The sequence below is a fragment of the Burkholderia sp. BCC1644 genome, from assembly GCF_902833225.1.
In the GTDB taxonomy this organism is placed as follows: Bacteria; Pseudomonadota; Gammaproteobacteria; order Burkholderiales; family Burkholderiaceae; genus Burkholderia.
This window is the reverse complement of sequence record NZ_CADFEI010000004.1, coordinates 188672-211534: the sequence shown is the minus strand read 5'-3', so window position 1 is coordinate 211534 and position 22863 is coordinate 188672. Positions and strand designations below refer to the sequence as shown.

General features: G+C 66.8%; 19 protein-coding genes. 4 read left to right on the top strand and 15 right to left on the bottom strand.

All coding sequences use genetic code 11. The features are described from left to right. Positions 1-36 precede the first annotated feature (36 nt). The gene (locus HWX87_RS09765; RefSeq protein ID WP_244137649.1) at positions 37-1137 is read left to right on the top strand and encodes an alpha/beta fold hydrolase; all 1101 of its coding nucleotides are present in this window, start codon (positions 37-39) and stop codon (positions 1135-1137) included. Between the two features lie 96 nt (positions 1138-1233). Here the strand turns inward: HWX87_RS09765 and lpdA are convergent, their stop codons facing one another. From lpdA to HWX87_RS09715, 10 genes are all read right to left on the bottom strand, one after another. After that, positions 1234-2625, bottom strand: a complete 1392-nt coding sequence (lpdA, locus tag HWX87_RS09760) for a dihydrolipoyl dehydrogenase (protein WP_176046949.1) — start codon at positions 2623-2625, stop codon at positions 1234-1236. 5 nt (positions 2626-2630) lie between these two features. Beyond that, positions 2631-3941 carry a dihydrolipoamide acetyltransferase family protein gene (locus tag HWX87_RS09755; RefSeq protein WP_176046948.1) on the bottom strand — a complete coding sequence of 437 codons (1311 nt, stop codon included), beginning with the start codon at positions 3939-3941 and terminating at the stop codon, positions 2631-2633. 1 nt (position 3942) lies between these two features. Next, a complete protein-coding gene (locus HWX87_RS09750; protein ID WP_176046947.1) occupies positions 3943-4983 on the bottom strand; it encodes an alpha-ketoacid dehydrogenase subunit beta in 1041 nt (346 codons plus the stop codon). Positions 4984-4985: 2 nt separating this feature from the next. After that, entirely contained in the window at positions 4986-6218 is a 1233-nt protein-coding gene (locus tag HWX87_RS09745; RefSeq protein WP_176046946.1) for a 3-methyl-2-oxobutanoate dehydrogenase (2-methylpropanoyl-transferring) subunit alpha, read from the bottom strand. A gap of 249 nt (positions 6219-6467) precedes the next feature. Further along, entirely contained in the window at positions 6468-7622 is a 1155-nt protein-coding gene (locus HWX87_RS09740; protein ID WP_176046945.1) for a sugar diacid recognition domain-containing protein, read from the bottom strand. Positions 7623-7680: 58 nt separating this feature from the next. Continuing rightward, the gene (gene pyk / locus HWX87_RS09735) at positions 7681-9147 is read right to left on the bottom strand and encodes a pyruvate kinase (protein WP_176046944.1); all 1467 of its coding nucleotides are present in this window, start codon (positions 9145-9147) and stop codon (positions 7681-7683) included. 2 nt (positions 9148-9149) lie between these two features. Continuing rightward, complete coding sequence (locus HWX87_RS09730; RefSeq protein WP_176046943.1) at positions 9150-10298, bottom strand: glycerate kinase; 1149 nt, start codon at positions 10296-10298, stop codon at positions 9150-9152. A 70-nt stretch (positions 10299-10368) separates the two neighbouring features. After that, entirely contained in the window at positions 10369-11697 is a 1329-nt protein-coding gene (locus HWX87_RS09725) for an MFS transporter (protein ID WP_176046942.1), read from the bottom strand. A 281-nt stretch (positions 11698-11978) separates the two neighbouring features. Next, positions 11979-12605: a flavin reductase family protein gene (locus tag HWX87_RS09720; RefSeq protein WP_176046941.1), complete on the bottom strand. Its 627-nt coding sequence runs from the start codon at positions 12603-12605 to the stop codon at positions 11979-11981. Positions 12606-12802: 197 nt separating this feature from the next. Beyond that, entirely contained in the window at positions 12803-13702 is a 900-nt protein-coding gene (locus HWX87_RS09715; RefSeq protein ID WP_176046940.1) for a LysR family transcriptional regulator, read from the bottom strand. 157 nt (positions 13703-13859) lie between these two features. On the opposite strand from HWX87_RS09715, the gene HWX87_RS09710 reads away from it, so the two are divergent. The 3 genes from HWX87_RS09710 to HWX87_RS09700 all read left to right on the top strand — a co-directional run bounded on the left by HWX87_RS09710 (position 13860) and on the right by HWX87_RS09700 (position 16585). Beyond that, the gene (locus tag HWX87_RS09710; RefSeq protein WP_176046939.1) at positions 13860-14981 is read left to right on the top strand and encodes an alkene reductase; all 1122 of its coding nucleotides are present in this window, start codon (positions 13860-13862) and stop codon (positions 14979-14981) included. 76 nt (positions 14982-15057) lie between these two features. Continuing rightward, entirely contained in the window at positions 15058-15486 is a 429-nt protein-coding gene (locus HWX87_RS09705) for a DoxX family protein (protein ID WP_176046938.1), read from the top strand. Between the two features lie 94 nt (positions 15487-15580). Continuing rightward, positions 15581-16585: a zinc-binding dehydrogenase gene (locus tag HWX87_RS09700; RefSeq protein ID WP_176047156.1), complete on the top strand. Its 1005-nt coding sequence runs from the start codon at positions 15581-15583 to the stop codon at positions 16583-16585. A 517-nt stretch (positions 16586-17102) separates the two neighbouring features. Here HWX87_RS09700 and HWX87_RS09695 read toward each other — a convergent pair. The 5 genes from HWX87_RS09695 to HWX87_RS09675 form a co-directional block, all read right to left on the bottom strand. Next, positions 17103-18287 (bottom strand): lipid-transfer protein, encoded by a 1185-nt coding sequence (locus HWX87_RS09695; protein WP_176046937.1) that lies wholly within the window; start codon positions 18285-18287, stop codon positions 17103-17105. A gap of 19 nt (positions 18288-18306) precedes the next feature. Next, positions 18307-19182, bottom strand: a complete 876-nt coding sequence (locus tag HWX87_RS09690; RefSeq protein ID WP_176046936.1) for a transporter — start codon at positions 19180-19182, stop codon at positions 18307-18309. 78 nt (positions 19183-19260) lie between these two features. After that, positions 19261-20802: an AMP-binding protein gene (locus tag HWX87_RS09685; RefSeq protein WP_176046935.1), complete on the bottom strand. Its 1542-nt coding sequence runs from the start codon at positions 20800-20802 to the stop codon at positions 19261-19263. 28 nt (positions 20803-20830) lie between these two features. Next, positions 20831-21952, bottom strand: a complete 1122-nt coding sequence (locus HWX87_RS09680; RefSeq protein ID WP_176046934.1) for a DUF5938 domain-containing protein — start codon at positions 21950-21952, stop codon at positions 20831-20833. Positions 21953-21994: 42 nt separating this feature from the next. Next, on the bottom strand, positions 21995-22798 hold the full coding sequence (locus HWX87_RS09675; protein WP_176046933.1) for an SDR family NAD(P)-dependent oxidoreductase: 804 nt from the start codon (positions 22796-22798) through the stop codon (positions 21995-21997). Positions 22799-22863: the final 65 nt, after the last annotated feature.

The following is a 22863-nucleotide window of genomic DNA, read 5'->3' as shown; positions in this document are numbered from 1 at the left end:
ATGGACGACATCGCAACCCGCACGGCGTCGATCACCATGAAGCTCTCCTCGCTCTTTCGTCCGGCCCGCACGCTACTGCTGGCCGCCGGCCTGTCGGGCGCACCGCTCGCACCGGCGCTGGCCGACGATGCCGTTTCGCCCACCCCACCGGAGCCCGCCACCATGCCCAGGACCTACGCAGACCAGCCCGTCTGGCGCGACATGCAGAAATTCCTTCCGGCCGACTTCCAGTGGAAGAACGGCCGGCAACCGACGGAAGAATGGTGGTCCTGGCACGGCCATCGCATGCATCTCGACACGTACCGCAACCCGCAGGCGCGGGTGAAGGTGATCCTGTTCCATGGCGTGGGCACCAACGGCCGGCAGATGTCGATGATCCTCGGCGAGCAGCTGGCGCGCCGCGGCTACGAAACGATCGCGGTCGACATGCCCGAATACGGGATGACCGAGGTGGCCAACGGCGCACTGGTTCGCTACGACGACTGGGTGCGCGCCGGCAGCGACCTGATCGACGCGGAGCGCGCGAAGGACGACCGGCCGATCGTGCTGTACGGGCTGAGCGCGGGCGGCATGCTCACGTATCACGTGGCCGCGCTGAACGGCAAGGTCAAGGGCATCGTCGGCATGACCTTCCTCGACCAGCGCCTTCAGCAGGTGCGCGACGAAACCGCGCGCAACGTGTTCATGAGCCGCGTCGGCGGGCCGATGATGCATCTCACCGCGATGACCCCGCTTAAATCGATGCGCGTGCCGATGACGCTCGCCAGCAAGATGTCCGCGCTCGTCAACGACCCGGATGCGCTGAAGGTGTGGCTGTCCGATCGCACCTCCGCCGGCAACGCGATGACGATCGCGTTTCTCGATTCCTACATGTCGTACCGGCCCGCGGTCGAGCCGGAGGATTTCGCGGTATGTCCGGTCCTGCTCACGCAACCGGCCGCGGACCGCTGGACGCCGCTGCACCTGAGCGAACCGTTCCTTGCGCGCATTCGCCGCGTGCCGGTCAAGGTGACGATGCTGGAGAACGCGGGCCACTATCCGCTCGAACAGCCGGGGCTGTCGCAGATGGTCGATGCGATCGACGCGTTCTATCGCGAGGTGACGGCGGAATACGTCGACCACCGCGCGCCGTCTTGACGAGCAGCGCACGCGCCGGCACGGAAACCGGTGCCGCAAACGGAAAACCGCCGATGCGTGCGTTGCGCATCGGCGGCTCCGTGTCACAAGCGCCCGTCAGACATGCAACGCATGCCCGAGCGCACGCAACGCCGCTTCCTGCAGCGCCTCGCCGAGCGTCGGGTGCGCATGGATCGTGCCGCCGATATCCTCCAGCCGCGCGCCCATCTCCAGCGACTGCGAGAACGCGGCAGCCAGCTCCGACACGCCGCGCCCGACGGCCTGCCAGCCGACGATCAGGTGGTTGTCGCGCCGCGCGACGACCCGCACGAACCCGTCGGTCGCCTGCAGCGTCATCGCGCGCCCGTTCGCCGCGAACGGGAACGATGCGCTCAGGCAATCGACGCCGGCCGCGTGCGCGTCGTCCGGCGACCAGCCGGCCGTCACGATCTCGGGATCCGTGAAGCACACGGCCGGAATCGACGCCGGCACGAACTGGCGGCGCCGGCCGGCAATCAGCTCGGCGACCATCTCGCCTTGCGCCATCGCACGATGCGCGAGCATCGGCTCGCCGGCGACGTCGCCGATCGCCCACACGTTGCGCATCGACGTCCGGCATTCGTCGTCGATCCGCAGCGCACGGCCGTTGCGATCGAGCTGCAGCGTCTCCAGCCCGAATCCGTCGACGCGCGGCCGGCGGCCGACGGCCACCAGCACGCGATCGGCCGGCAGCGTCTGCTCGGCGCCGTCGGCGGCCTGCACGCGCACCGCGCCCTTCTCCGCCAGCCCGAGCACCTTGTGGCCGAGCCGCAGATGGACACCGAGCCGCGCGAGCGAGTCGGCCACCGGCCGCGAGAGTTCGGCATCGTACGCGGGCAGCACGCGCTCGGCCGCTTCGACGACGCTGACGTCGACACCGAGCTTGCGATAGACGATCCCGAGTTCGAGCCCGATATACCCGGCGCCGACGACGACCAGCCGCTTCGGCAACGTCGCGGGCGACAGCGCTTCGGTCGACGACACGACGTGCCCGCCGAACGGCATCGTCGGCAGCTCGACCGGCTCGGAGCCCGTCGCGAGCAACAGGTGTTCGCAACTGATCCGCACCGAGTGGCCGCCGGTGACGACATCGACGGTCTTGCCGTCGACTACGTGTGCGTCGCCATGCAGCACGCGCACGCCGTTCTTCTTGAGCAGCGCGCCGACGCCGCGCGTGAGCCGGTCGACGATGCCGTCCTTCCACGCGACGCTTTTCGCAATGTCGATCTCGGGCGTGCGCACGCGGATCCCGAGCGCGCCTTCGCCCGCGTGACCGCACGCCTGTTCGAACGCATCGGCCACGTGGATCAGCGCCTTCGACGGAATACAGCCGATATTCAGGCAGGTGCCGCCGAGCCGGTCGCGTTCGACGAGCACGGTCGGGATGCCGAGCTGGCCGGCGCGAATCGCGGCGACGTAGCCGCCCGGGCCGCCGCCGACGACGAGCAGTGTGGTGTGTTCGTTCTTCATCGTGCTCACTCCACGAACAGCATGGCCGGGCGTTCGAGCACCGCGCGCACGGCCTGGATGAATTCGGCCGCATCCGCGCCATCGACGACGCGATGGTCGAACGACGACGACAGGTTCATCATCTTGCGCGCGACGACCGCGCCGTCGCGGATCATCGGCCGCTCGACGATCCGGTTCACGCCGACGATGCCGACTTCCGGATGATTGATCACCGGTGTCGACACGATGCCGCCGAGCGCGCCGAGGCTCGAAATCGTGATCGTCGAACCGCTCAGCTCGTCGCGCTGCGCGCGGTTCGCGCGTACCGCATCGGCGAGCCGGGCGATCTCGGCGGAAATCGACCACACGTCCTTCGCTTCCGCATGACGCAGCACAGGCACCGTGAGGCCGCCGTCCGTCTGCGTCGCGACGCCCATGTGCACCGCGCCGTAGCGCGTGACGACACCCGCTTCGTCGTCGAAGCGCGCGTTGATCTGCGGAAAATCGCGCAGCGCGATCACCATCGCGCGGATCAGCAGCGGCAGCGGCGTGAGCTTTCCACGCGTGTCGCCGTAGCGGCGGTTCAGTTCCGCGCGCAACGATTCGAGTTCGGTGACGTCGATTTCCTCGACGTAGCTGAAGTGCGGAATGCGGCGCTTCGCTTCCTGCATCTTGCGCGCGATCGCACGCCGCAAGCCGATCACCGGCACTTCGGTTTCGTCGTGGCGTTCGTCGTAACCGTGCGCGTGCGACGGGCGCGCAGCACCGCCACCGGCGCCCGCATACGCATCGAGGTCCGCATGCAGGATCCGCCCCGCTTCACCGGTGCCGCGCACATAGCGCAGCTCGACGCCTATGTCCCACGCGCGCTGACGCACAGCCGGCGACGCGAGCGGCCGTTCGCCCGGCGCGAGCGCCGCACGCGGCCGGGTCGCAGGTTCCTCGCGACGCGGCTTCGCCGGCGCGTGACTCGCCGCCGGCCGTGCAGGCGGCTCGGCCGGCAGGTCGGCCGCCGGCTTCGACGGCGCCACCGCGACCGGTGCGGTTTCTACCTTAGATTCCCGCACCGGTGCGCCGGCCTTCAGATTGCCGGCGCCTTCGACCTCGAGGCGAATCAGCTCGCTGCCGACCGCCATCATCTCGCCGATGCGGCCGCCGAGCTCGATCACCTTGCCCGTCACCGGCGACGGAATCTCGACCGCCGCCTTGTCGGTCATCACGTCGGCGAGCGGCTGGTCTTCCTTGATCACCTGCCCGACTTCCACATGCCAGGCCACCAGCTCGACCTCGGCGATCCCTTCGCCGATATCCGGCATCTTGATGACATGAATCCCCATCTCAGGCCTCCATCACGCGTCGCAACGCTTCACCGACCCGGGTCGGGCCCGGAAAGTACGCCCATTCCTGCGCATGCGGATACGGCGTGTCCCAGCCCGTCGTGCGCTCGACCGGCGCTTCGAGGTGGTAGAAGCAGTGTTCCTGAACCAGCGACACGAGTTCCGCGCCATAGCCGCAGGTGCGCGTCGCCTCGTGCACCACGACGCAGCGCCCGGTCTTGCGGACCGACGCGACGATCGTGTCGAGATCGAGCGGCCACAGCGTGCGCAGGTCGATCACCTCCGCGTCGATGCCCGTCTCCTCGGCCGCGGCGAGCGACACGTGCACGGTCGTACCGTACGTCAGCACCGTCACATCGTTGCCGGGCCGCACGATGGCGGCCGTATCGAGCGGCACCGTGTAATAGCCCTCGGGTACCGCGCTCGCCGGATGCTTGAGCCACGACGTGACCGGCCGTTCGTGATGGCCGTCGAACGGCCCGTTGTACAGCCGCTTCGGCTCGAGGAAGATCACCGGGTCGTCGTTCTCGATCGATGCGATCAGCAGCCCTTTCGCGTCGTACGGATTCGACGGCATCACCGTGCGCAACCCGCACACCTGCGTGAACATCGCCTCCGGGCTCTGGCTGTGCGTCTGGCCGCCGTAGATGCCGCCGCCGCACGGCATCCGGATCGTCATCGGCGCGATGAACTGGCCGGCCGAGCGATAGCGCAGCCGCGCGCCTTCCGACACGATCTGGTCGGACGCCGGGTAGAAATAGTCGGCGAACTGGATCTCGCACACGGGGCGCAGCCCGTACGCCCCCATCCCGACCGCCGCGCCGACGATCCCGCCTTCGGAGATCGGCGCATCGAACACGCGCGACTTGCCGTATTTGTTCTGCAGTCCTTCGGTACAGCGGAACACGCCGCCGAAATAACCGACGTCCTGCCCGAACACGACCACGTCGCTGTCGCGCCCGAGCATCACGTCCATCGCGGAGCGCAACGCCTGGATCATCGTCATCGGCTGCGTCGCCGTGCCTGTCTCTTGTTGCGCCATGATCATGCTCCCAGTTCCTGGCGCTGACGGCGCAGGTGCGCAGGCAGCTCCTTGTACACGTCGTCGAACATCGATGCGGGCGACGGAATCCGGTCGTCGGCCAGCGTCCCGTATTTCTCCGCTTCCTTCTGCGCGGCGATCACCTCGGCTTCGAGTTCGGCAGTCAGCGCGTCGTGCGCGCTGTCCGACCAGATGCCCTTCGCGATCAGGTGGCGCTTGAAACGCTCGATCGGGTCGCCCAGCGGGAAATGGGACCAGTCGTCGCTCGGCCGGTACTTGGTCGGATCGTCCGACGTCGAATGCGCACCCGCGCGATAGGTCACCCACTCGATCAGCGTCGGGCCGAGATTGCGGCGCGCGCGTTCGGCCGCCCAGCTCGACGCCGCGTAGATCGCGAGGAAATCGTTGCCGTCGACGCGCAGCGACGCGATCCCGCAACCGACGCCGCGCCCGGCGAAGGTCGTGCCTTCGCCGCCCGCGATCGCCTGGAACGTCGAGATCGCCCACTGGTTGTTGACGACGTTCAGCACGACCGGTGCGCGGTATACGTGCGCGAACGTGAGCGCGGTATGGAAGTCGGCTTCGGCCGTCGCGCCGTCGCCGATCCACGCGGACGCGATCTTCGTGTCGCCCTTGATCGCCGACGCCATCGCCCAGCCGACCGCCTGGATGAACTGCGTCGCGAGGTTGCCCGAAATGGAGAAGAAGCCGGCTTCGCGATCCGAATACATCACCGGAAGCTGGCGCCCCTTCAGCGGGTCGCCTTCGTTCGACATCAGCTGGCAGATCATTCGCTCGAGCGACACGTCGCGCGCGATCAGGATGCTCTGCTGGCGGTAGGTCGGGAAGCACATGTCGCCGTCACGCAGCGCCATCGCGTGCGCGGTGCCGATCGCCTCTTCGCCGAGGCTCAACATGTAGAAGGAGATTTTCTTCTGGCGCTGCGCGATCATCATGCGCGCGTCGAAAATGCGGGTCTTGAGCATCGCGCGCAGCCCGGCGATCAGGTGCGCATCGTCGAGATCCGGCGCCCACGGGCCGACGGCCTTGCCGCTGTCGTCGAGCACGCGCACGAGGCTGCGGGCGAGATCGGCGGTGTCCGCCGCGGCTACGTCGATCGGCGGGCGGCGGACTGCGCCGGCCGGCGATAGATGCAGATAGGAAAAATCCGTCTTGCAGCCCGGACGCCCGGTGGGCTCCGGCACATGCAGACGCAATGGCTCTGACAGGCTCATCGTGTCGTCTCCACGCTCGATTGTGTCTCACGCTGTTTGGGGACGCGCGGCCGGTTGCCGGCCTGCGCGCGGGCTGACGTGCGGATAAGCACGTCAACCTTGGAAATTTATGCCTTGCGGCGACTGGCGTCGATGACCAACCCGCTCGACCACGGTGAGCAGATTTGCCATGTCTGGCGAGGAGAGAGGAAAGGTGTGTCGTGACCAGCGCGGTTCAGGCACACGCGCCGGTCCGGCGCGCGGCCGCAGTCATTTTTCGCTGATCTGCAGCGCGATATACAGCAGGAGTCGATCGTCCATCACCGACAGATCGAGACGGGTCGCGTCGCAAACCTGTTGCAGCCGATAGTCGAGCGTATTGCGGTGGATGCCGAGCAGCGCGGCGGTCGCCCCAAGGTGTCCGTCCGACGCGTACCATGCCCGCAAGGTATCGAGCAACGGGCCGGAACGCCGGCCCAACGCAAGCAGCCGCTTGAGCGGCAACTGCAATTGCTGAGCCTGCCAGCTCTGCGACATACCCGACAGCAGGACCGGCAGACTGAATTCGTAATACGAGAACGTCGTCCGCTGCGGCATGCGCTCGATGCCGACGCGGAGCGTCGTCAGTGCGCACTGGTAGGAACGCTCGAAGCCGGCGACGCCGTCCATTGCGATGCCGAGTGCCAGCTTGAACGGCTGCGTCGCCTTCTGGCCCAGGATCGTCTCGAGCGCGTCCAGCGCCTTGCGGGCGGCATCGGCCACCGCGTCGAGTTCGACCGCACGCGCGTCGATCGGATCGAAGATCACGAGTTCGCGGAACGATGTCTTCGCGGTCAGCTGGTGTGGCCGCTCGTCGGCGAGCTGCGACTGCATCCGCTCGATCTGCGCCACCCCGGCCTCGGGATTCGCATCGACATGAGTGAGACGGCAGACGATCGCGACCCGCGGGAGCCCGCAGTCGATGCCGAGCCGCTGCGCCCACGCATCCAGTTCGGCGGCCGCGCCCCGGCGCTCGATCAGCTGCAGCACGAACGCCTCGCGGTGGCGCGCGTTCTGGCGCAGCTCGTGCGTCAGTTGTTCGCGTTCGAGGAGCATTTCCGCGGTAATTCTCAGCAGCTCGCCGAACCGGCGAACCTCGGCCGGATCGCCGGTTACGCCGATCACCCCGCACAGCTGCCCGCGCACGCTGAGTGGCAGATTGACGCCCGGCCGCACGCCGTGCAGGCGTTGTGCCATGTCCGCATCGATCTCGACCGTGCGCGCGCCGGCCAGCGCGAGCTGCGCCCCCGCGTGCAGTTCGCCGACGCGCTTCGCGTCGCTGCTCGCGAGGATCGAGCCGTGCGCGTCCATGACATTGACATCGAATGGAATCACGTCGAGCGTGCGTTCCACGATCGCTGTCGCGAGGCGGGAATCGATCATCACGGCTGGCGAGTCTATCAGGAAATAACCGCCCCGACGGCAGGCCGGCGCACGGACGCGCTCAGGCCGGCGAGCCGCCCTGAACGATTTCCGTCGGCCAGACGATGCGCATCAGGTTGGTCGAGCCGGGATGGCCGAACGGCACGCCGGCCGCGACGACGACGGGCCGTTCTCCCGTCGACAATCCTTCCTCGCGCGCCGCCGCGATTGCGATCTCGACGACGTTTTCAATTCCGACCGCCTCGGCGCCGACGCGCGAATGCACGCCCCACGCCAGCGTGAGCCGTCGCGCGACGTCGACGTGTGGCGTCAGGCTCAGGATCGCGGCCCGCGGCCGAAGGCGCGACAGCCGGAGCGCCGTGGCGCCCGACGTCGTATAGGTCACCGCTGCGTCCAGCGTCAGCGTATCCGACACCGCCTCGATCGCCGCGCCGATCGCGTCGGTCGCATTCGGCGCATGCGCGGTCGCGTTCGCCTTCATGAGCTCACGCCGCAGCGGATCGGCCTCGACGGTCGACACGATCTTCCGCATGAAAGTCACCGCGTCGATCGGATATTCGCCCGACGCCGATTCGGCCGACAGCATCACCGCATCGGCGCCTTCGTAGACGGCCGCGGCGACGTCGGAAGCCTCGGCGCGCGTCGGCGTCGGGGACGACGTCATCGATTCGAGCATTTGCGTGGCGACGATGACCGGCTTGCCGGCCGCGCGAGCGAGGCGCACGAGCCGCTTCTGCACGCCCGGCACGTCTTCGATCGACATTTCCACGCCAAGATCCCCGCGCGCCACCATCAACGCATCGGCCGCGTCGATGATGCCCGCGATGTTCGCGACGGCCTGCGGTTTCTCGATCTTGGCGACGATGTTCGCCCGCGAACCGATCAGGCTGCGCGCGTCGCGCACGTCAGCTTCGGTCTGCACGAACGAGAGCGCGACCCAATCGATGCCGAGCGACAGCCCGAACGCGAGATCGTCGCGATCCTTGCGTGACATGGCCCGTATCGCGAGTGGCGCGTCCGGCACGCTCACGCCCTTGCGATCGGAGATCGCACCGTCGACGAGCGCTTCCGTTTCGATGCGTCCCGGCGTGGCACTCCGCACCTTGAAACGGAGCTTGCCGTCGTCGACCAGCAGTTGATGGCCGGGCTGTACGGCCGCGAAAATCTCCGGATGCGGCAAGTGCACACGGTGCGCATCGCCCGGCGCTTCGTCGGCGTCGAAGACGAAAGTCTGCCCCTTGACCACGCGCTCTCGCCCCTGGGCGAATTTGCCGACCCTGAGCTTGGGGCCCTGGAGGTCGATCAGAATGCCGATCGGCCGGCCCAGGCGAGCCTCGACCGTCCGGATTGCCGTATGCCGCGCCGCATGGTCGTCGTGCGTGCCATGACTGAAATTGAGGCGAAACACGTCGGCGCCGGCACGCGCCATCGCCTCGATGGCCGCTTCGCTCGAACTCGACGGCCCGAGCGTTGCGATGATCTTCGTCGAACGGCGCTGGCCGCCGTTTGCCCTGTTCTCGATGGACATGATTAACTCCGTTGCGCGATGCGATGACCGAGCCGAATGGCTGCGGCGATGTTGCGTGCGGCGAAGCGCACGTTGGATGCGGCCTCCTCGAATGCCTCGCCAAGCGAGCACGCGCGTCTGACCGACGCGAACATCGCGTCGACACCATGCTGGTAGATCGCGCCCGCGGTTCCGGACACGGCGCCGCCGATTGCGATGACCGGCACGCCGTGCTCGGCCGCGATCCGCGCGACGCCGATCGGCGCCTTGCCGTGCACGGTCTGGCCGTCGAGGCATCCCTCCCCCGTCACCACGAGTTGCGCGTCGCGAATCGCTTCATGCAAGCCCACGGCTTCCGTCACGATCTGCACGCCGGGACGCAGCGTCGCGTTCAGGCAGGCCAGCATCGCCGCCCCCATGCCGCCCGCGGCCCCGCCACCCGGCAGCGCCGCGACCGGACGGTTCAGATCGCGCGCGATCACGTCGGCGAAATGCCGCAGGTTGTCGTCGAGACAGGCAACCGTCGCCGGCGTCGCCCCCTTTTGCGGGCCGAAAACCGCGGATGCGCCGTTCGGGCCGACGAGCGGGTTGTCCACATCGCACGCGATTTCGAAGCGGCATGATGCGAGCCTCGCATCGAGCGTGGCTGTGTCGATGTGCGCGAGCGCCGCCAGTGCACCGCCGCCGCGGCCGATCTCCCGCCCGTCGGCGTCGGTCAGTTTCGCGCCGAGCGCCTGCAGCATGCCGGCGCCGCCGTCGTTGGTCGCACTCCCGCCAATGCCGACGATGAATCGCCGCGCGCCGTCGTCGAGCGCCGCACGAATCAGTTCCCCGGTACCGCGGCTCGACGTGACGAGCGGGTTGCGCTCCATCGGCGCGACGAGATGCAGGCCGCTCGCGGCCGCCATTTCGATGACGGCCGTGCCGTCGCTCAGCAAGCCGTAAGCGGCGGCGACCGGCCGGCCGAGCGGGTCCTCGACCGTGGCGCTGCGCCGGTCCCCGCCGACGGCGGCGATCAATGCGTCCACCGTGCCCTCGCCGCCATCGGCGATCGGCAGGCACAGATACGCCGCGTCGGCGAATATCTCGCGGAAGCCGGCCTCGATCTGCCGCGCAACGTCGATGGCGCTCAGGCTTTCCTTGAAGGAATCGGGTGCGATAACGATTTTCATTTAGGTATCCTCATGCCTTTGCCGGCACGTCGGGCAGTGTCGCGCGCCGTGCGCGCGACGTGGCCCTGTGTCAACGGTTGACCTGACGGGCCGGCGTTCGCATGACGAGCACGAAACCGACCACCATCGCGCTCGACAGCAGATAGAGCGCGATATCGGTACGATGCGTGGCGTCCTTGATCCAGCCGACGATGTAGGGGCTCACGAAACCCGCGATCTGCCCGAGCGAATTGATGAGTGCGACGCCACCCGCCGCGGCCGTACCGGCGAGTACCGCGGTCGGCAGCGGCCAGAACATCGCGAGCGCGGTCAGCGCGCCGGAGGTCGCGAGCGTCAGGCCGATCATCGCGGGAGCGATCTGGTTGTCGAACCGGGCCGCGATCAGCAGGCCGGCGACGCCGATTGCCATCGGCACGCTCAGATGCCAGCGGCGTTCCCGGCGCGCATCCGCCGATCGTCCCACGACGATCATCGCGATCGCCGCGAACAGGTACGGAACCGCGCTCAGCCATCCGACCATGCCGTCGTTGCCGATCCCGAGCGATTTGATGATGGTCGGCAGCCAGAAGTTGATCGCGTACACCCCCATCTGAATGCTGAAGTACACGAGGCCGAACTTCCATACCGCGAGGTTGCACACGATGTCGCGCACCGGCGTGGCGCTTTGCGGCTTGCCGGCGGCAGACCCGTGCGCCGCGGCGTCATCTGCCAGCGCCTGCGCGAGCGCGGCTTTCTCGCTTTCGTTCAGCCACGTGGCGTCGGCAATCCGGTCCTGCAGCAGAAAGAACACGGCGACACCGAGCAGGACGGTCGGCACACCCTGCAGCAGAAAGAGCCATTGCCAGGCGGCGAGCCCGCTCTGCCCGGCCGCGAAATGCGTCAGCATCCAGCCCGACAGCGGGCCGCCGAGCACGCCGGAAACCGGAATCGCCGACATGAAGAGTGCAATCGCACGGCCGCGACGCGCCGACGGATACCACTGCGTCAGAAACAGCACCATGCCGGGAAAGAACCCGGCCTCGGCGATACCCGTCAGAAATCGCAGCGCGTAGAACGATTCGGGGGTTCTCACGAGCAGCAGCGACGCGGAAAGCGCGCCCCACAGGCACATGATGATCGCGATCCAGATACGCGCGCCGACGCGCCTGAGCATCAGGTTGCTCGGCACACCGGCCAGCACGTAGCCGATGAAGAACACGCCCGCGCCCAGTCCGTAGACGGTCTCGCTCATCTTGAGATCGCTGAGCATCTGCAGCTTCGCGAACCCGACGTTGACGCGGTCGAGGTAATTGAACAGGTAACAGATAAAGATCAGCGGAATCACGCGTGACGTGACCTTCCGATAACCGCTGCTCAATGCGTCGGTCGCGAGGGGCGCGGTGGCGGGGGCGATGCCCATACTTGTCTCCGGATATTCGGTATTTTGATCTGCGCATGGTACGCAGTCCGGCCGGCCGACTCATCGTCAAGATGCACGATTTTTCACGAGATCGGCGGCTGTTTTATGGGCAAATATCCAAAACTTGGCAGACCGACGCCGAGTCCCGCGGACGGTCGACGCATCCGCTCGAACGCCACGAAAACAACAGGCCCCGCGAAATCCCGGATTTCCGCGGGGCCTGTTGCTGTCCGTTCGGGCGCGTCAGCGCCCGCTTGCCGGTTGTCCCGGCGCACGTTGAATCATGCGTCGGGGCGAAAGAGGTCGAAACGGCTGTCGGGCGTGACATGCACATAGGCCGACGGGCCGCCCGCGCGAAGAATGATGCCCGCACCGAACGTGTCGAAGATGCCGTCCTTCAGCAGATCCTTCCGGATATGAACGGCGACGACCTCGCCCAGTACGAGCGACGCCGGCGTTTCCACGCCATGGTGATCGCGCAGGCGAATCACGTCGGTCACCTTGCACTCGAAGTTGACGCCGCTTTCCGCGACACGCGGCACGTCGACCAGGCGCGACGGCACGGCGGTCAGGCCGCCGAGTTCGAACTCGTCCACGTCGTACGGCACCGCGGCACACGTCTGGTTCATCCGCTCGGCGAGCTCGCGCGTCGCGAGGTTCCAGACGAACTCGCCGGTCTCCTGCACGTTGCGCAGGCTGTCCTTGGCGGCGGTGCTCGAAAAGCCGATGATCGGCGGCCGGTAGTTGAATGCGTTGAAGAAGCTGTAGGGCGCGAGGTTGACCGTGCCGTCACTGCCGCGGGATGAGATCCAGCCGATCGGACGCGGGCCGACGATTGCATTCAAGGGATCGTGCGGCAAGCCGTGGCCTTGCGACGGTTCGTAATAGTGATAGGTCGAGTCGGTCATGACAGTGGGTCTGGCGAGAGGCAAATTGCGTTGAAGTCTATCGGCGGGAGCGCGTGTGCGGATCGCGGCGAGGCGTCCGGTACGACGTGCGCGCCAGTATCACATGGCGTTGATTTCGTCGCAGCGACGTGGCAAGGGCACGGTGGGCGCGTCATGCCCCGTCATCCGCGTTGCACGGGCGAACCCGGCATCGCGTTTCAGGTACCCGATCCGCCAAGGCGGGTCAGATAGTCGATCAGCCATTGCGTCGCGGGTCCGCAGGCACGGTCGGCTCGTCGAATCAACGACACGCCGTAGCGAAACACGTCACGATCGGACAACCGCACGACGGCCAGCCTGCCTTGCCGCAAATCATCGTCGATCAGGTGTGTCGGCATGGATCCCCACCCTAGCCCTTCGAGCAACAGACGGTGCTTCGCGCCGAGGTCCGCGGTCTTCCATGTGCGGGTCGCGTAGATGCCGTACGACTGCCCTTCGGTCAGTTTGCTTCTGTCGGTCAGCACAAGCTGCGTATATTCGCGCGCGTCGGACAGCGGCACGGTTCCCCTACGCTGCGCGAGAGGATGCGTGGGCGCGGCGACCGTGACCAGTTCGATCGAGCCCATGGACGTCGCATCGATCACGTCCGGCCAGCTTTGAGCAGGCCCGCTGATGCCGAGCGAGCACCCTCCGTCGAGCACCAGCTTCATCACGCCGCCGAGCGCTTCGATCGTCAGGTTGAGCGCGACCGTGGGGAATGCTTCGGCGAACGCGCTCAATCCCTCGACGAGCTTCGTCAACGGAAACATCACGTCCACCGCCAGCGACAGCTCCGCTTCCACTCCGCCACGCAACCCGGCGGTCTTTGCCTGAAGCTGGCCCACCAGCATGTCGAGCCGACGCGCATCCGCCAGGACGATTTCGCCCGCAGCCGTCAACGTCGGCCGCCGCTTGCCACGTTCAAACAGCGGCACGCCAAGCAACGATTCCAGATTGGCAACCGCGTAACTGACGACGGACTGGGCACGCTCGAGCCGCCGGGCCGCGCCGGAAAAGCTGCCGGCTTCGACCACCGCGATGAACGCGCGCAGTTGATCCAGATTGGGGCTTCGATCCATGAACAATCAAGAAAGTTGATTTTAACGATCAATTCTAGACGATTGTTTAGATCACGACATTCTCCTAAATTCCTGCTCAGCAGCGTTCGAAGCCTGCACTCCCGGCCTTCCGGCACGCGCTTCGACGCCCACTGAACGCAACCAGGAAGATGGAATCATGACGACTCACCACTCCCCTCCGCCGCGGCCGGAAACGACCGGCTCCGCGCTGTTCGAACCGCTCGATTTCGGTCGGATCACGCTCGACAACCGCATCGTGATGGCCCCGATGACGCGCAGCCGCGCCGGCGCCGGCGACGCGCCCGGCGCGGTCAATGCCCGCTATTACGCGCAACGAGCGTCGGCAGGTCTGATCGTCACGGAAGGCACGCAGATCTCGCCGCAGGGCAAGGGCTATCCGTTCACGCCGGGAATTTACAGCGACGCGCAAATTGCGGGCTGGAAGCAGGTAACCGACGCAGTGCATCGTGAAGGCGGCCGCATTTTCGTCCAGTTCGCGCACGTCGGCCGCATCGGCCATCCGGATCTGCAGAGCGACGGCGCGCTGCCCGTCGCACCATCGGCGATTCAGCCGGACGGGAACGCATTCACGCCGACCGGACCGAAACCGCATCCGGTACCACGTGCGCTCGACACGAATGAAATGCCCGGCATCGTCGAGCAATACGTGCATGCGGCGCACGCCGCGCTGGAGGCAGGTTTCGATGGTGTCGAGATCCACGCGGGGAACGGCTATCTGCTCGATCAGTTCCTGCGCGACGGGACGAACCGGCGCACGGACGAGTACGGCGGCACGATCGACCACCGTATTCGATTGCCGCTGGATGTCGTCCGGGCGGTCGGGCGTGTCGTGGGCCCCGATCGCCTGGGTGTTCGCATTTCTCCGGTCACCCCCCATTTCGGCGGCATCTCGGACAGCAATCCGCAGGCACTGTTCGAACGGTTCGCCGACCGGCTGACCGGTCTCGCGATCTACCTGCATGTCGTCGAAGGCATTCCGCAGGTGGCGTCCGATCAAGCAGCGCCATTCGACTACCGGGCATTGCGCCGTGCGTTCGGCGGGTTCTACGTCGCGAACAGCGGCTACACGAAAGCACGCGCGGAACAGGCACTGCACGACGGAAATGCCGATCTCGTTTCATTCGGCTACCCGTTCATCGCGAACCCCGACTTCGTGACGCGCACCCGACAAGACCGCCCGCTCGCGCATGCGGACATGTCGACGGCTTACGGCGGCGGCGAAGCCGGTTACACCGACTATCCGACGTTCGACGCGTAAGCAGGCATTCACCCGACAGATTGCAAGACACGAAACCGTATCGGCAATCCACCCAACCTTTTATTTTGGAATCCAAATGATTACGTCAATCAACCGTGCACTTTACCGAACGGCCGTCCGCGTTCCCGCCGTCAACATCGTGCTATCGGTCCTCGTACGGCTCCTCATCGCCGGCGTGTATCTCGGCGCAGGCATCAGCAAGCTATTCAACTACGCGGGAACCCAGCAATATATGGCGCACATGGGCGTATCGGGCGCGCTGCTTCCGCTCGTGATCGTCGTCGAGGTCGCCGGAGGTCTCGCGCTGATCGCCGGATTCATGACGCGTCTCGCGGCGCTCGGGCTCGCGATCTTTTCGGTCGTCGCCGCGGTGATCTTCCACAGCGGTGGCGATCAGACGCAGCAGACATTCTTCATGATGAATCTGTCGATGGCAGGCGGCCTGCTTGCGCTCGTCCTGAATGGCGCCGGCCGCGTCGCGTTCGATCGCACGCAGGCGGACTGATCCATCAGGCAGCACCCAATTGCCGCGCGGCCGATCCAGGCCCGCGCGCCATTCATTCCGGGGGCGAACACCCCGTTTCAAGCGAGATGCTTCCATGAGCACCATGCATGCCATCCAGATCGCGCGTGTCGGCGATCCTTCCGTCCTTCGTCCAGTCGTGATCGAGCGTCCGACACCTGCCGCCGACGAGGTCCTGGTGCGCGTCACGCGCGTCGGACTGAACTTCCCGGAAACGCTGCAACGGGCCGGCACCTATCCGGGCCCGGCCCTGGCGTTACCGGCGGTGCCCGGCTCCGAAGTCGTCGGCACCGTTGCCGCCGTGGGCGCGAATGTCCGCGACATTCGAATCGGCGAGCGTGTCGCGGCGCCACTGTTCGGCGCAATGCGTTCGACCGGTGGCTACGCCGAATACGTGACGCTCGGCGCAGCACTGATCACCGCGATTCCCGACGCGGTGTCCGACGACGATGCAGTCGCCGTGATGCTGCAAGGACTGGTGGCCAGGATGCTGCTTCGCGAAACGCGCGTGGCCGGAAGTACGGTCGCCATTACCGCCGCGGCCGGCGGCGTCGGCTCGATGCTGATCCAGTTGGCAAGACTCGACGGCGCTCGCGCCATCGTGGGCCTCGCAGGCGCGCCGGACAAACTGCATACCGTGACGACACTCGGCGCCGATCACGCCATCAGCTATCGCGACGAGGACTGGGCCGGTCAGTTGAGCACGGTCACGCGCGGCGCCGGCCCCGACGTCGTCTTTGATTCGATCGGCGGGACGGCGGCCCGCACGCTTGCCGCCGGCCTCGCGACATTCGGACGTTTCGTCAGCTACGGCGCGGCGAGCGGCCAACTACTCACGGTCGACGAATACCTGATGAACGCGCTCATCTTCGGCTGTCGCTCGCTGTCCGGCTTCGCACTGTACGCGTTCCTCACCGACGAGGTCGTGCGCCGGACGCTGGGCGAACTGTTCGGCCTGCTGGCGACCGGCGCACTGAAGCCGCTGATCGGCGGCAGCTATGCGTTCGATGCGATTGCGGACGCGCATCGAGCGCTCGAATCAGGTCGAACGACGGGCAAGCTGATACTGCGCGTCGAATGATCGGGCTCGGGCCAAGCGACATAGGCAACCTTCCGCACCTGCGCGGGCCCAGGCGCCGTACAAACAAAAAACCCGCGAGCGCTTTATTTCTCGCGGGTTTTCGAACCGTCGTCGCATCGCCATGAAAGCGATCGTGGTGCCGGGGACCGGACTTGAACCGGCAAGCCAGTTAAGGCGGCGGATTTTCGTCACACTGCTTCTTTCAAAGCCGGCGTCGCGTGGGCGACGCCGTTCGTGCGCTGGACTATGCCTTCACCGTCGCGCGCGGGCGTGACCGCTGCCCGTGCGCCTTAGGCGCCCCCCGTCTAGTCTCTACACCTTCCTCGCGAAAACCGCGAGGCTTGGCTCGGCGTTGCCTCGATGCGCGCATCAGGGGTTTCACCGAATTTGAAGGGTTCTGCACCGACCGTTTCCGGCCGGGCACTCAATCGTTTAAGTCCGCTATGTTTACCAATTTCATCACCCCGGCAAGAGGGCGGACCGCATTCTACCACCGGTCCGGCCCCGTACGACGGCGTCATGCGTCACGACGATACAGCGTCACGACGCAGGCGCCCCCCAGTCCGATGTTGTGCTGCAACGCCAGGCGCGCGCCCTCGACCTGTCTTGCGCCCGCCTCCCCCCGCAGTTGCCAGACCAGCTCCGCGCATTGCGCCAGCCCGGTCGCACCGAGCGGATGGCCTTTCGACAGCAGGCCGCCCGATGGATTGGTGACGACCTTGCCGCCGTACGTGTTGTCGCGATCGCGAACGAACCGCTCGGCACCGCCTTCGGGACACAGCCCGAGCGCTTCATAACTGAGCAACTCGTTGCTCGTGAAGCAGTCGTGCAATTCGACGACATCGAGATCCTCGGGCCCGATCCCGGCCTGCTCGTACACCTGGCGCGCGGCCTCGGCCGACATGTCGTAGCCGACCATCCGGATCATCGACGCCGGCTCGAAGCTGCCCGGGTAGTCGGTGGTCATCGCCTGCGCGGCGATGTGCACCCGCCGCGCCAGACCGTGACGTTTCGCGAAGTCATCCGAGCACAGCACCGCGCAACCGGCGCCGCAGGTCGGCGGACAGCACTGGAAGCGCGTGAGCGGATCGAACACCTCGCTCGACCCCATCACCTGCGCGAGGTCCAGCGGCTCGCGAAACAGCGCGTACGGATTACGCGCGGCGTGCTCGCGCGCCTTGACGGCGATCATGCCGAATGTCTCCCGCTCGGCACCGTAGCGTTCCATATACTCGCGCCCGGCGCCGCCGAACATCCGCACGGCCAGCGGCGCGTCCGTCTCGCCCTGCACGGCATCGGCGACGTCGAGATGCAGCTCGAGCGGCGATGCGCGGTCGTTGAACCAGGTCGTCAACGCGCCCTTCGCCATCTGCTCGAACCCGAGTGCCAGCACGCATTCGGCCGCGCCGCTTTCGATCGCCTGGCGCGCGAGCCACAGCGCGGTCGAACCGGTGGAGCAGTTGTTGTTCACGTTGACGACCGGCACGCCCGTCATGCCGACCTCGTAGATCGCCCGCTGCCCGCAGGTGGAATCACCGTACACATACCCGGCGTACACCTGTTCGATCGCGTCGTACGGGATGCCGGCATCCGCGAGTGCAATACGCGCGGCTTCCGCGGCCATCTCGTGGTACTGCGGGCTCGCGCCCGGCTTCATGAACGGGATCATCCCGACACCGATGACGTTGACTCGACGACTCATGCTGGTCTCCTTCGTGGATTCAGAATATCTTCATCACGCGCAACTGGACGCTGTAGCTGTTCTTGAAGCCGCCCTCGGCCGAGAGCGCCTTGCCCAGCATCCCCGATACCTGCCAGGTCGGGGTCAGCATGTGACTCGCGAACAATCGCAACTGGTTCGTGTCCGTCTTCTGGCCAGTATAGGCGTCGTCGACGTACTGCTTGCCGCCGAAGGTGCCCGCATAGCCGAATGAAACCGACGTGGCCGGCGTGAACTGATAGCGCAGGTACGTTTGCAGCTCGACGGACGGCCGCACCGAGATGTGGTGCCCCGCGTCGTCGTGCCCCGGCTGGGCTGCCACGTCCAGCGCGGCGTCGAGGAACAGGTTGCGCCCCAGCCCCTGGATCACGCCGAGTTGCGGCGTAAACACGACGGTGCCGGCACCGGCGCCGACCCGGCCGTAATCGTATTTCCCGGTCGGCACGGAGATGTACGCGGTCAACCCGACGACCGTGCCGTACTGCGGATCGGGACGGTTCACGAAAAACGCGGTCGCACCGAGCGTGAGGTCGCCGAGCCCGTTGTTGGTCGGCAGCGGGCTTCCGCCGACCTTGACGTCGGTCAGCTTCGCGAACGGCAGGAATGCCTGGAACGCCACCGGCATTCCGCCGATCTGCGTGTAGTGCAGCACCCGCGCAATGCCGACGGTCTGGTCGAGGCTCGAATCCGGCACCTTGCCCACGCCGTCGAGCCGGAAGTCGCTACTTGGCGTATAGCCGAGATAGCCGAGCGCAAGCGTCGTACCGGGGGGCACGACCGTGTAGTCCCCCGGGTAGATGTCGATCGCCGACGCCGAGGTCGAGAGTGCCAGCAAAACACCCGCCAGCGCGGCAGGCTGCAACGTCTTTGCCTTCATGTCTCCATCCTTATTGTTCAGTACACCTATTTTTAATGCGCGAGACGACCGAATCCCGGATCGCCCGGTACGTCCGCCCTACCCGGCCGACGCGCCGTCGCGCAACCTGCTCTTCACCTCCGGCTTCGACACCTTGCCGACCTTCGAGCGCGGCAGGTCGCTCCACACCTCGATCTGCTTCGGCGCCTTGACGCTGCCGATCCGCTCCTTCACGAACGCGGCAAGCGCCGCGGTATCGATGCGCTTGCCGTCGCGCGGCTGCACGACGGCTACCACCCGCTCGCCCCACTTGTCGTCGGGCAGACCGATCACGGCGCAGTCGCGCACGTCGGGGTGCGCAAGCAGCGCCTGCTCGACTTCGATCGAGTAGACGTTGAATCCGCCGGTGATGATCATGTCCTTCGCTCGATCGACGATGTACAGGAAGTTCTCGGCGTCGAGGTAGCCGATGTCGCCCGTGTGGTGCCAGCCGAATGCCGATGCCTCGGCCGTCGCTTCGGGATTCCCGTAATAGCCTTTCATGACCAGCGACCCGCGCACGACGATCTCGCCGCGCTCGCCCGTCGGCAGCAGGCGTCCCTGTTCGTCCATGATGCCGACCTCGACGAGCGGTGTCGGCCGGCCGGCGGACGACAGCCGCTCGATCGCGATGGAACCGTCCGGGCGATAGTGATCGGCCGGCGCCAGCGTCGACACCATCATCGGGGCCTCGGTCTGGCCGAACAACTGCGCCATCGGGCCGAGGCGCACGAGCGCCTCGGCAAGACGCTCGACCGAAATCGGCGCGGCGCCATACCAGAAGCACTGCAACGAATCGAGGCGGGTCGCCGGCAGCGCCGGATGGTCGAGCAGCATGTAGATCACCGTCGGCGGCAGGAACGTATGCGTGACACGCTCCCGTTCGATCGACGCGAGAAACGCGCCGACCTCGGGGTGACGCATCACGACGATCCTGCCGCCCAGCGTCATCACCGGCAGGCACAACACGCCCGCCGCATGCGTGAGCGGCGCGAACGCCAGGTACACCGGCCGACCGTCGAACGGATAGCTCATCAGCGTGAGCGCCGTCATCGTCTCCAGGTTGCGCTCCGACAGCATCACGCCCTTCGGCACGCCCGTGGTGCCGCCGGTGCCCGGCAGCATCGCGACGTCGTTCACCGGCTCGCGTTCGTACGGCGCGTCCGGCAAACCGTCCAGCCAGTCGTCGAGACTCGGCGCAAACGGCAGCGTCGCATCCAGGCACACCGCCACGCTCAACGCCGGCAGCCCGGGCAGCATCTTTTCGACCATCGCGGCATACGCGCTGTGAAACAGCAGCGCGCGGCAGTCGAAGGTCGCGAGCACGAAGCGATTCTCCGCGACTTCATTGCGCGGATTGACCGGGCACCAGACGTTGCCCGCCCGCGCGATACCGAACACGCACGCGAACGCGACCGGATCGTTGCCCGACAGGATCGCCACCTTGTCGCCGGCGGCCACGCCCGAGCGGGCCAGCCCGCGCGCGACGCGGTAGGTGAGGCGCTGCACCTGCGCGTAGGTCAGCGTCTCGTCGTCGGCGACGAGGCACGGCCGGTCGGCGCCGAGCGACGCGCCCTTGTCGAGATAGCGAGTCAAGCGCATGAAGATTCTCCTGAAAGAGTGCGACCCGTCAGTCCTGTACCGTCAGCACGGGCTTCATCACGAGGCCGAAGCTGCGCAACTGGCCGAGCAGCGCGTGATGGCCGAACGCCTGGCAGCCGGACGCGAAGCCGACCCGCTTCGGCGGTGTCTGCAGCAGCGAGAACGCGGCATACGCCTGCAGAAGGCCGGTCTGCTTGTAGTTGCAGACGCCATGGATCACGCAGTGCGCGCGGCCGAGCGGGCCCGACGCATGCACCGAGTCGATCGTCGTGTTCACGCGCGGGTTCTCGCGCGGCGGCATGCTCGCCTGCATGCTGCTCGCGATCTCGGCGAGCGCGGCCTCCTGTTCGGCCGGCGGCAGCGGGCGGATCTTCTCGTCGAACATCCGCGTCGTCTTCTGTACGCCCTCCATCACGGCGCGCGCCATCACGCCGCCGATCGCACGGCAGTTCGACACGCGCGGATCGTCCTTGAACCACACCGGGTGCGCCGTTCCGCCCCACGGCATCGCGATCGCCGTTTCATGCTGCCCCGGCACCACCACCTCCGCATGCGCGGTCGGCTCCCAGGCGACGTACTTGTTCTGTTCGAGGTAGTACCAGGTGGCTTTCAGGATCGTGAAGATCGTCTGCGTCGACGCATAGGTCGGGAAGCCTTTCCACAACACCAGGATATCGAGCGTGTCGAGCCCCGGCGTCTCGAGACACAGGTTCGCCGCGATCTCCCCCGTCGTGTACATCTGCGCGAGGTTCGGCGCGAGCAGCAACGCCTTCTTCGCGAACGCGTCGCCCCAACGCTCCTTCGCGAGCAGCACCCAGTCCTGCTCGCCCGTCGTGTCCGAGTAGTGACAGCCGGCCGCCAGACACGCCTCGACGACTTCCGGCCCGTACTTGATGAACGGCCCGACCATGTTGCTGACGAATTTCGCTCCCCTGAACAGCTCGGTCAGCGCGTCCACCGAATGCTCGACCTCGACGATTTCGTAGTCTGCGGTCTCGATGCCGGGAATGCGCTCGACGACTTCCGCAATGCGCTTGCGGTCGCGCCCCGCCGCGATGAACGGGATGTTGTACTCGCGCAGGTATTCGCATACCAGGCGGCCGGTGTACCCCGACACGCCGTAGACGACCACGGGCTTCTTGTCGCTCATGTCTCCTCCTTGATCAAAGAAAAATCCGGCTCCCGCCGCTCGTTACATGCCCATGCCGCCGTCGACCGGCATGCCGGCGCCGGTGATGAAGCGGGCATCGTCGGAACACAGGAAAACGATCGCGTCGGCGATCTCGTCGACCGTCGCGAGGCGCCCGAGCGGCGTCTGCTCGACGACGGCGGACACAGCCCCCTGGACGTCTGGCGCGAGCCCGTTGGCGACGATGTCGGTGGCGAGCTTCATCCCCATCTCGGTCGGCGTGAGGCCCGGGTACACGCAATTGACGCGGATGCCGTAGCCGAGCTTGCCGGCTTCCATCGCCGCGACGCGCGTCAGGCGATCCACCGCTGACTTGGTGGCCGAATAGCCGGCGATGGCCGGGAAGGCGATCGTGGCCGCCACCGACGACACGTTGACGACGGCACCGCCGCGCCCCGCCGCACCGCCCGGGCGCATCGCGCGAAACGCATGCTTCAGGCCGAGACCGACCCCGACGATGTTGATGTCGCACATACGGCGCAGATCGGCCGCCTGCAGATCCGCGACGAGCGACGTGATCTCGATCCCCGCGTTGTTGATCAGGATGTCGAAGCCACCCAGCTCGTCGAGCATGGCGCCGGCGGCATGCGCCCACTGCTCGTCGTTGCCGACATCGAGCACCACCGCCCCCGTGCGCCCGCCCTTCTGCGCGATGTCGCGCGCGGTCTGTGCGGCGAGGTCGGCAAGCACGTCGCCGATCATCACGTCCGCCCCCGCCTGCGCGAGCGCGTGCGCCACCGCGGCGCCGATCCCGCGGGCGCCGCCCGTTACCAATGCCTTGCGTCCTGCCAGCCTGCCGTTCTCCATGTCTCCCTCCACGCTTCAACGTTGCGCCGGGCGACAGCCGGAACGGCCGTCGGGCCCGACAGCAT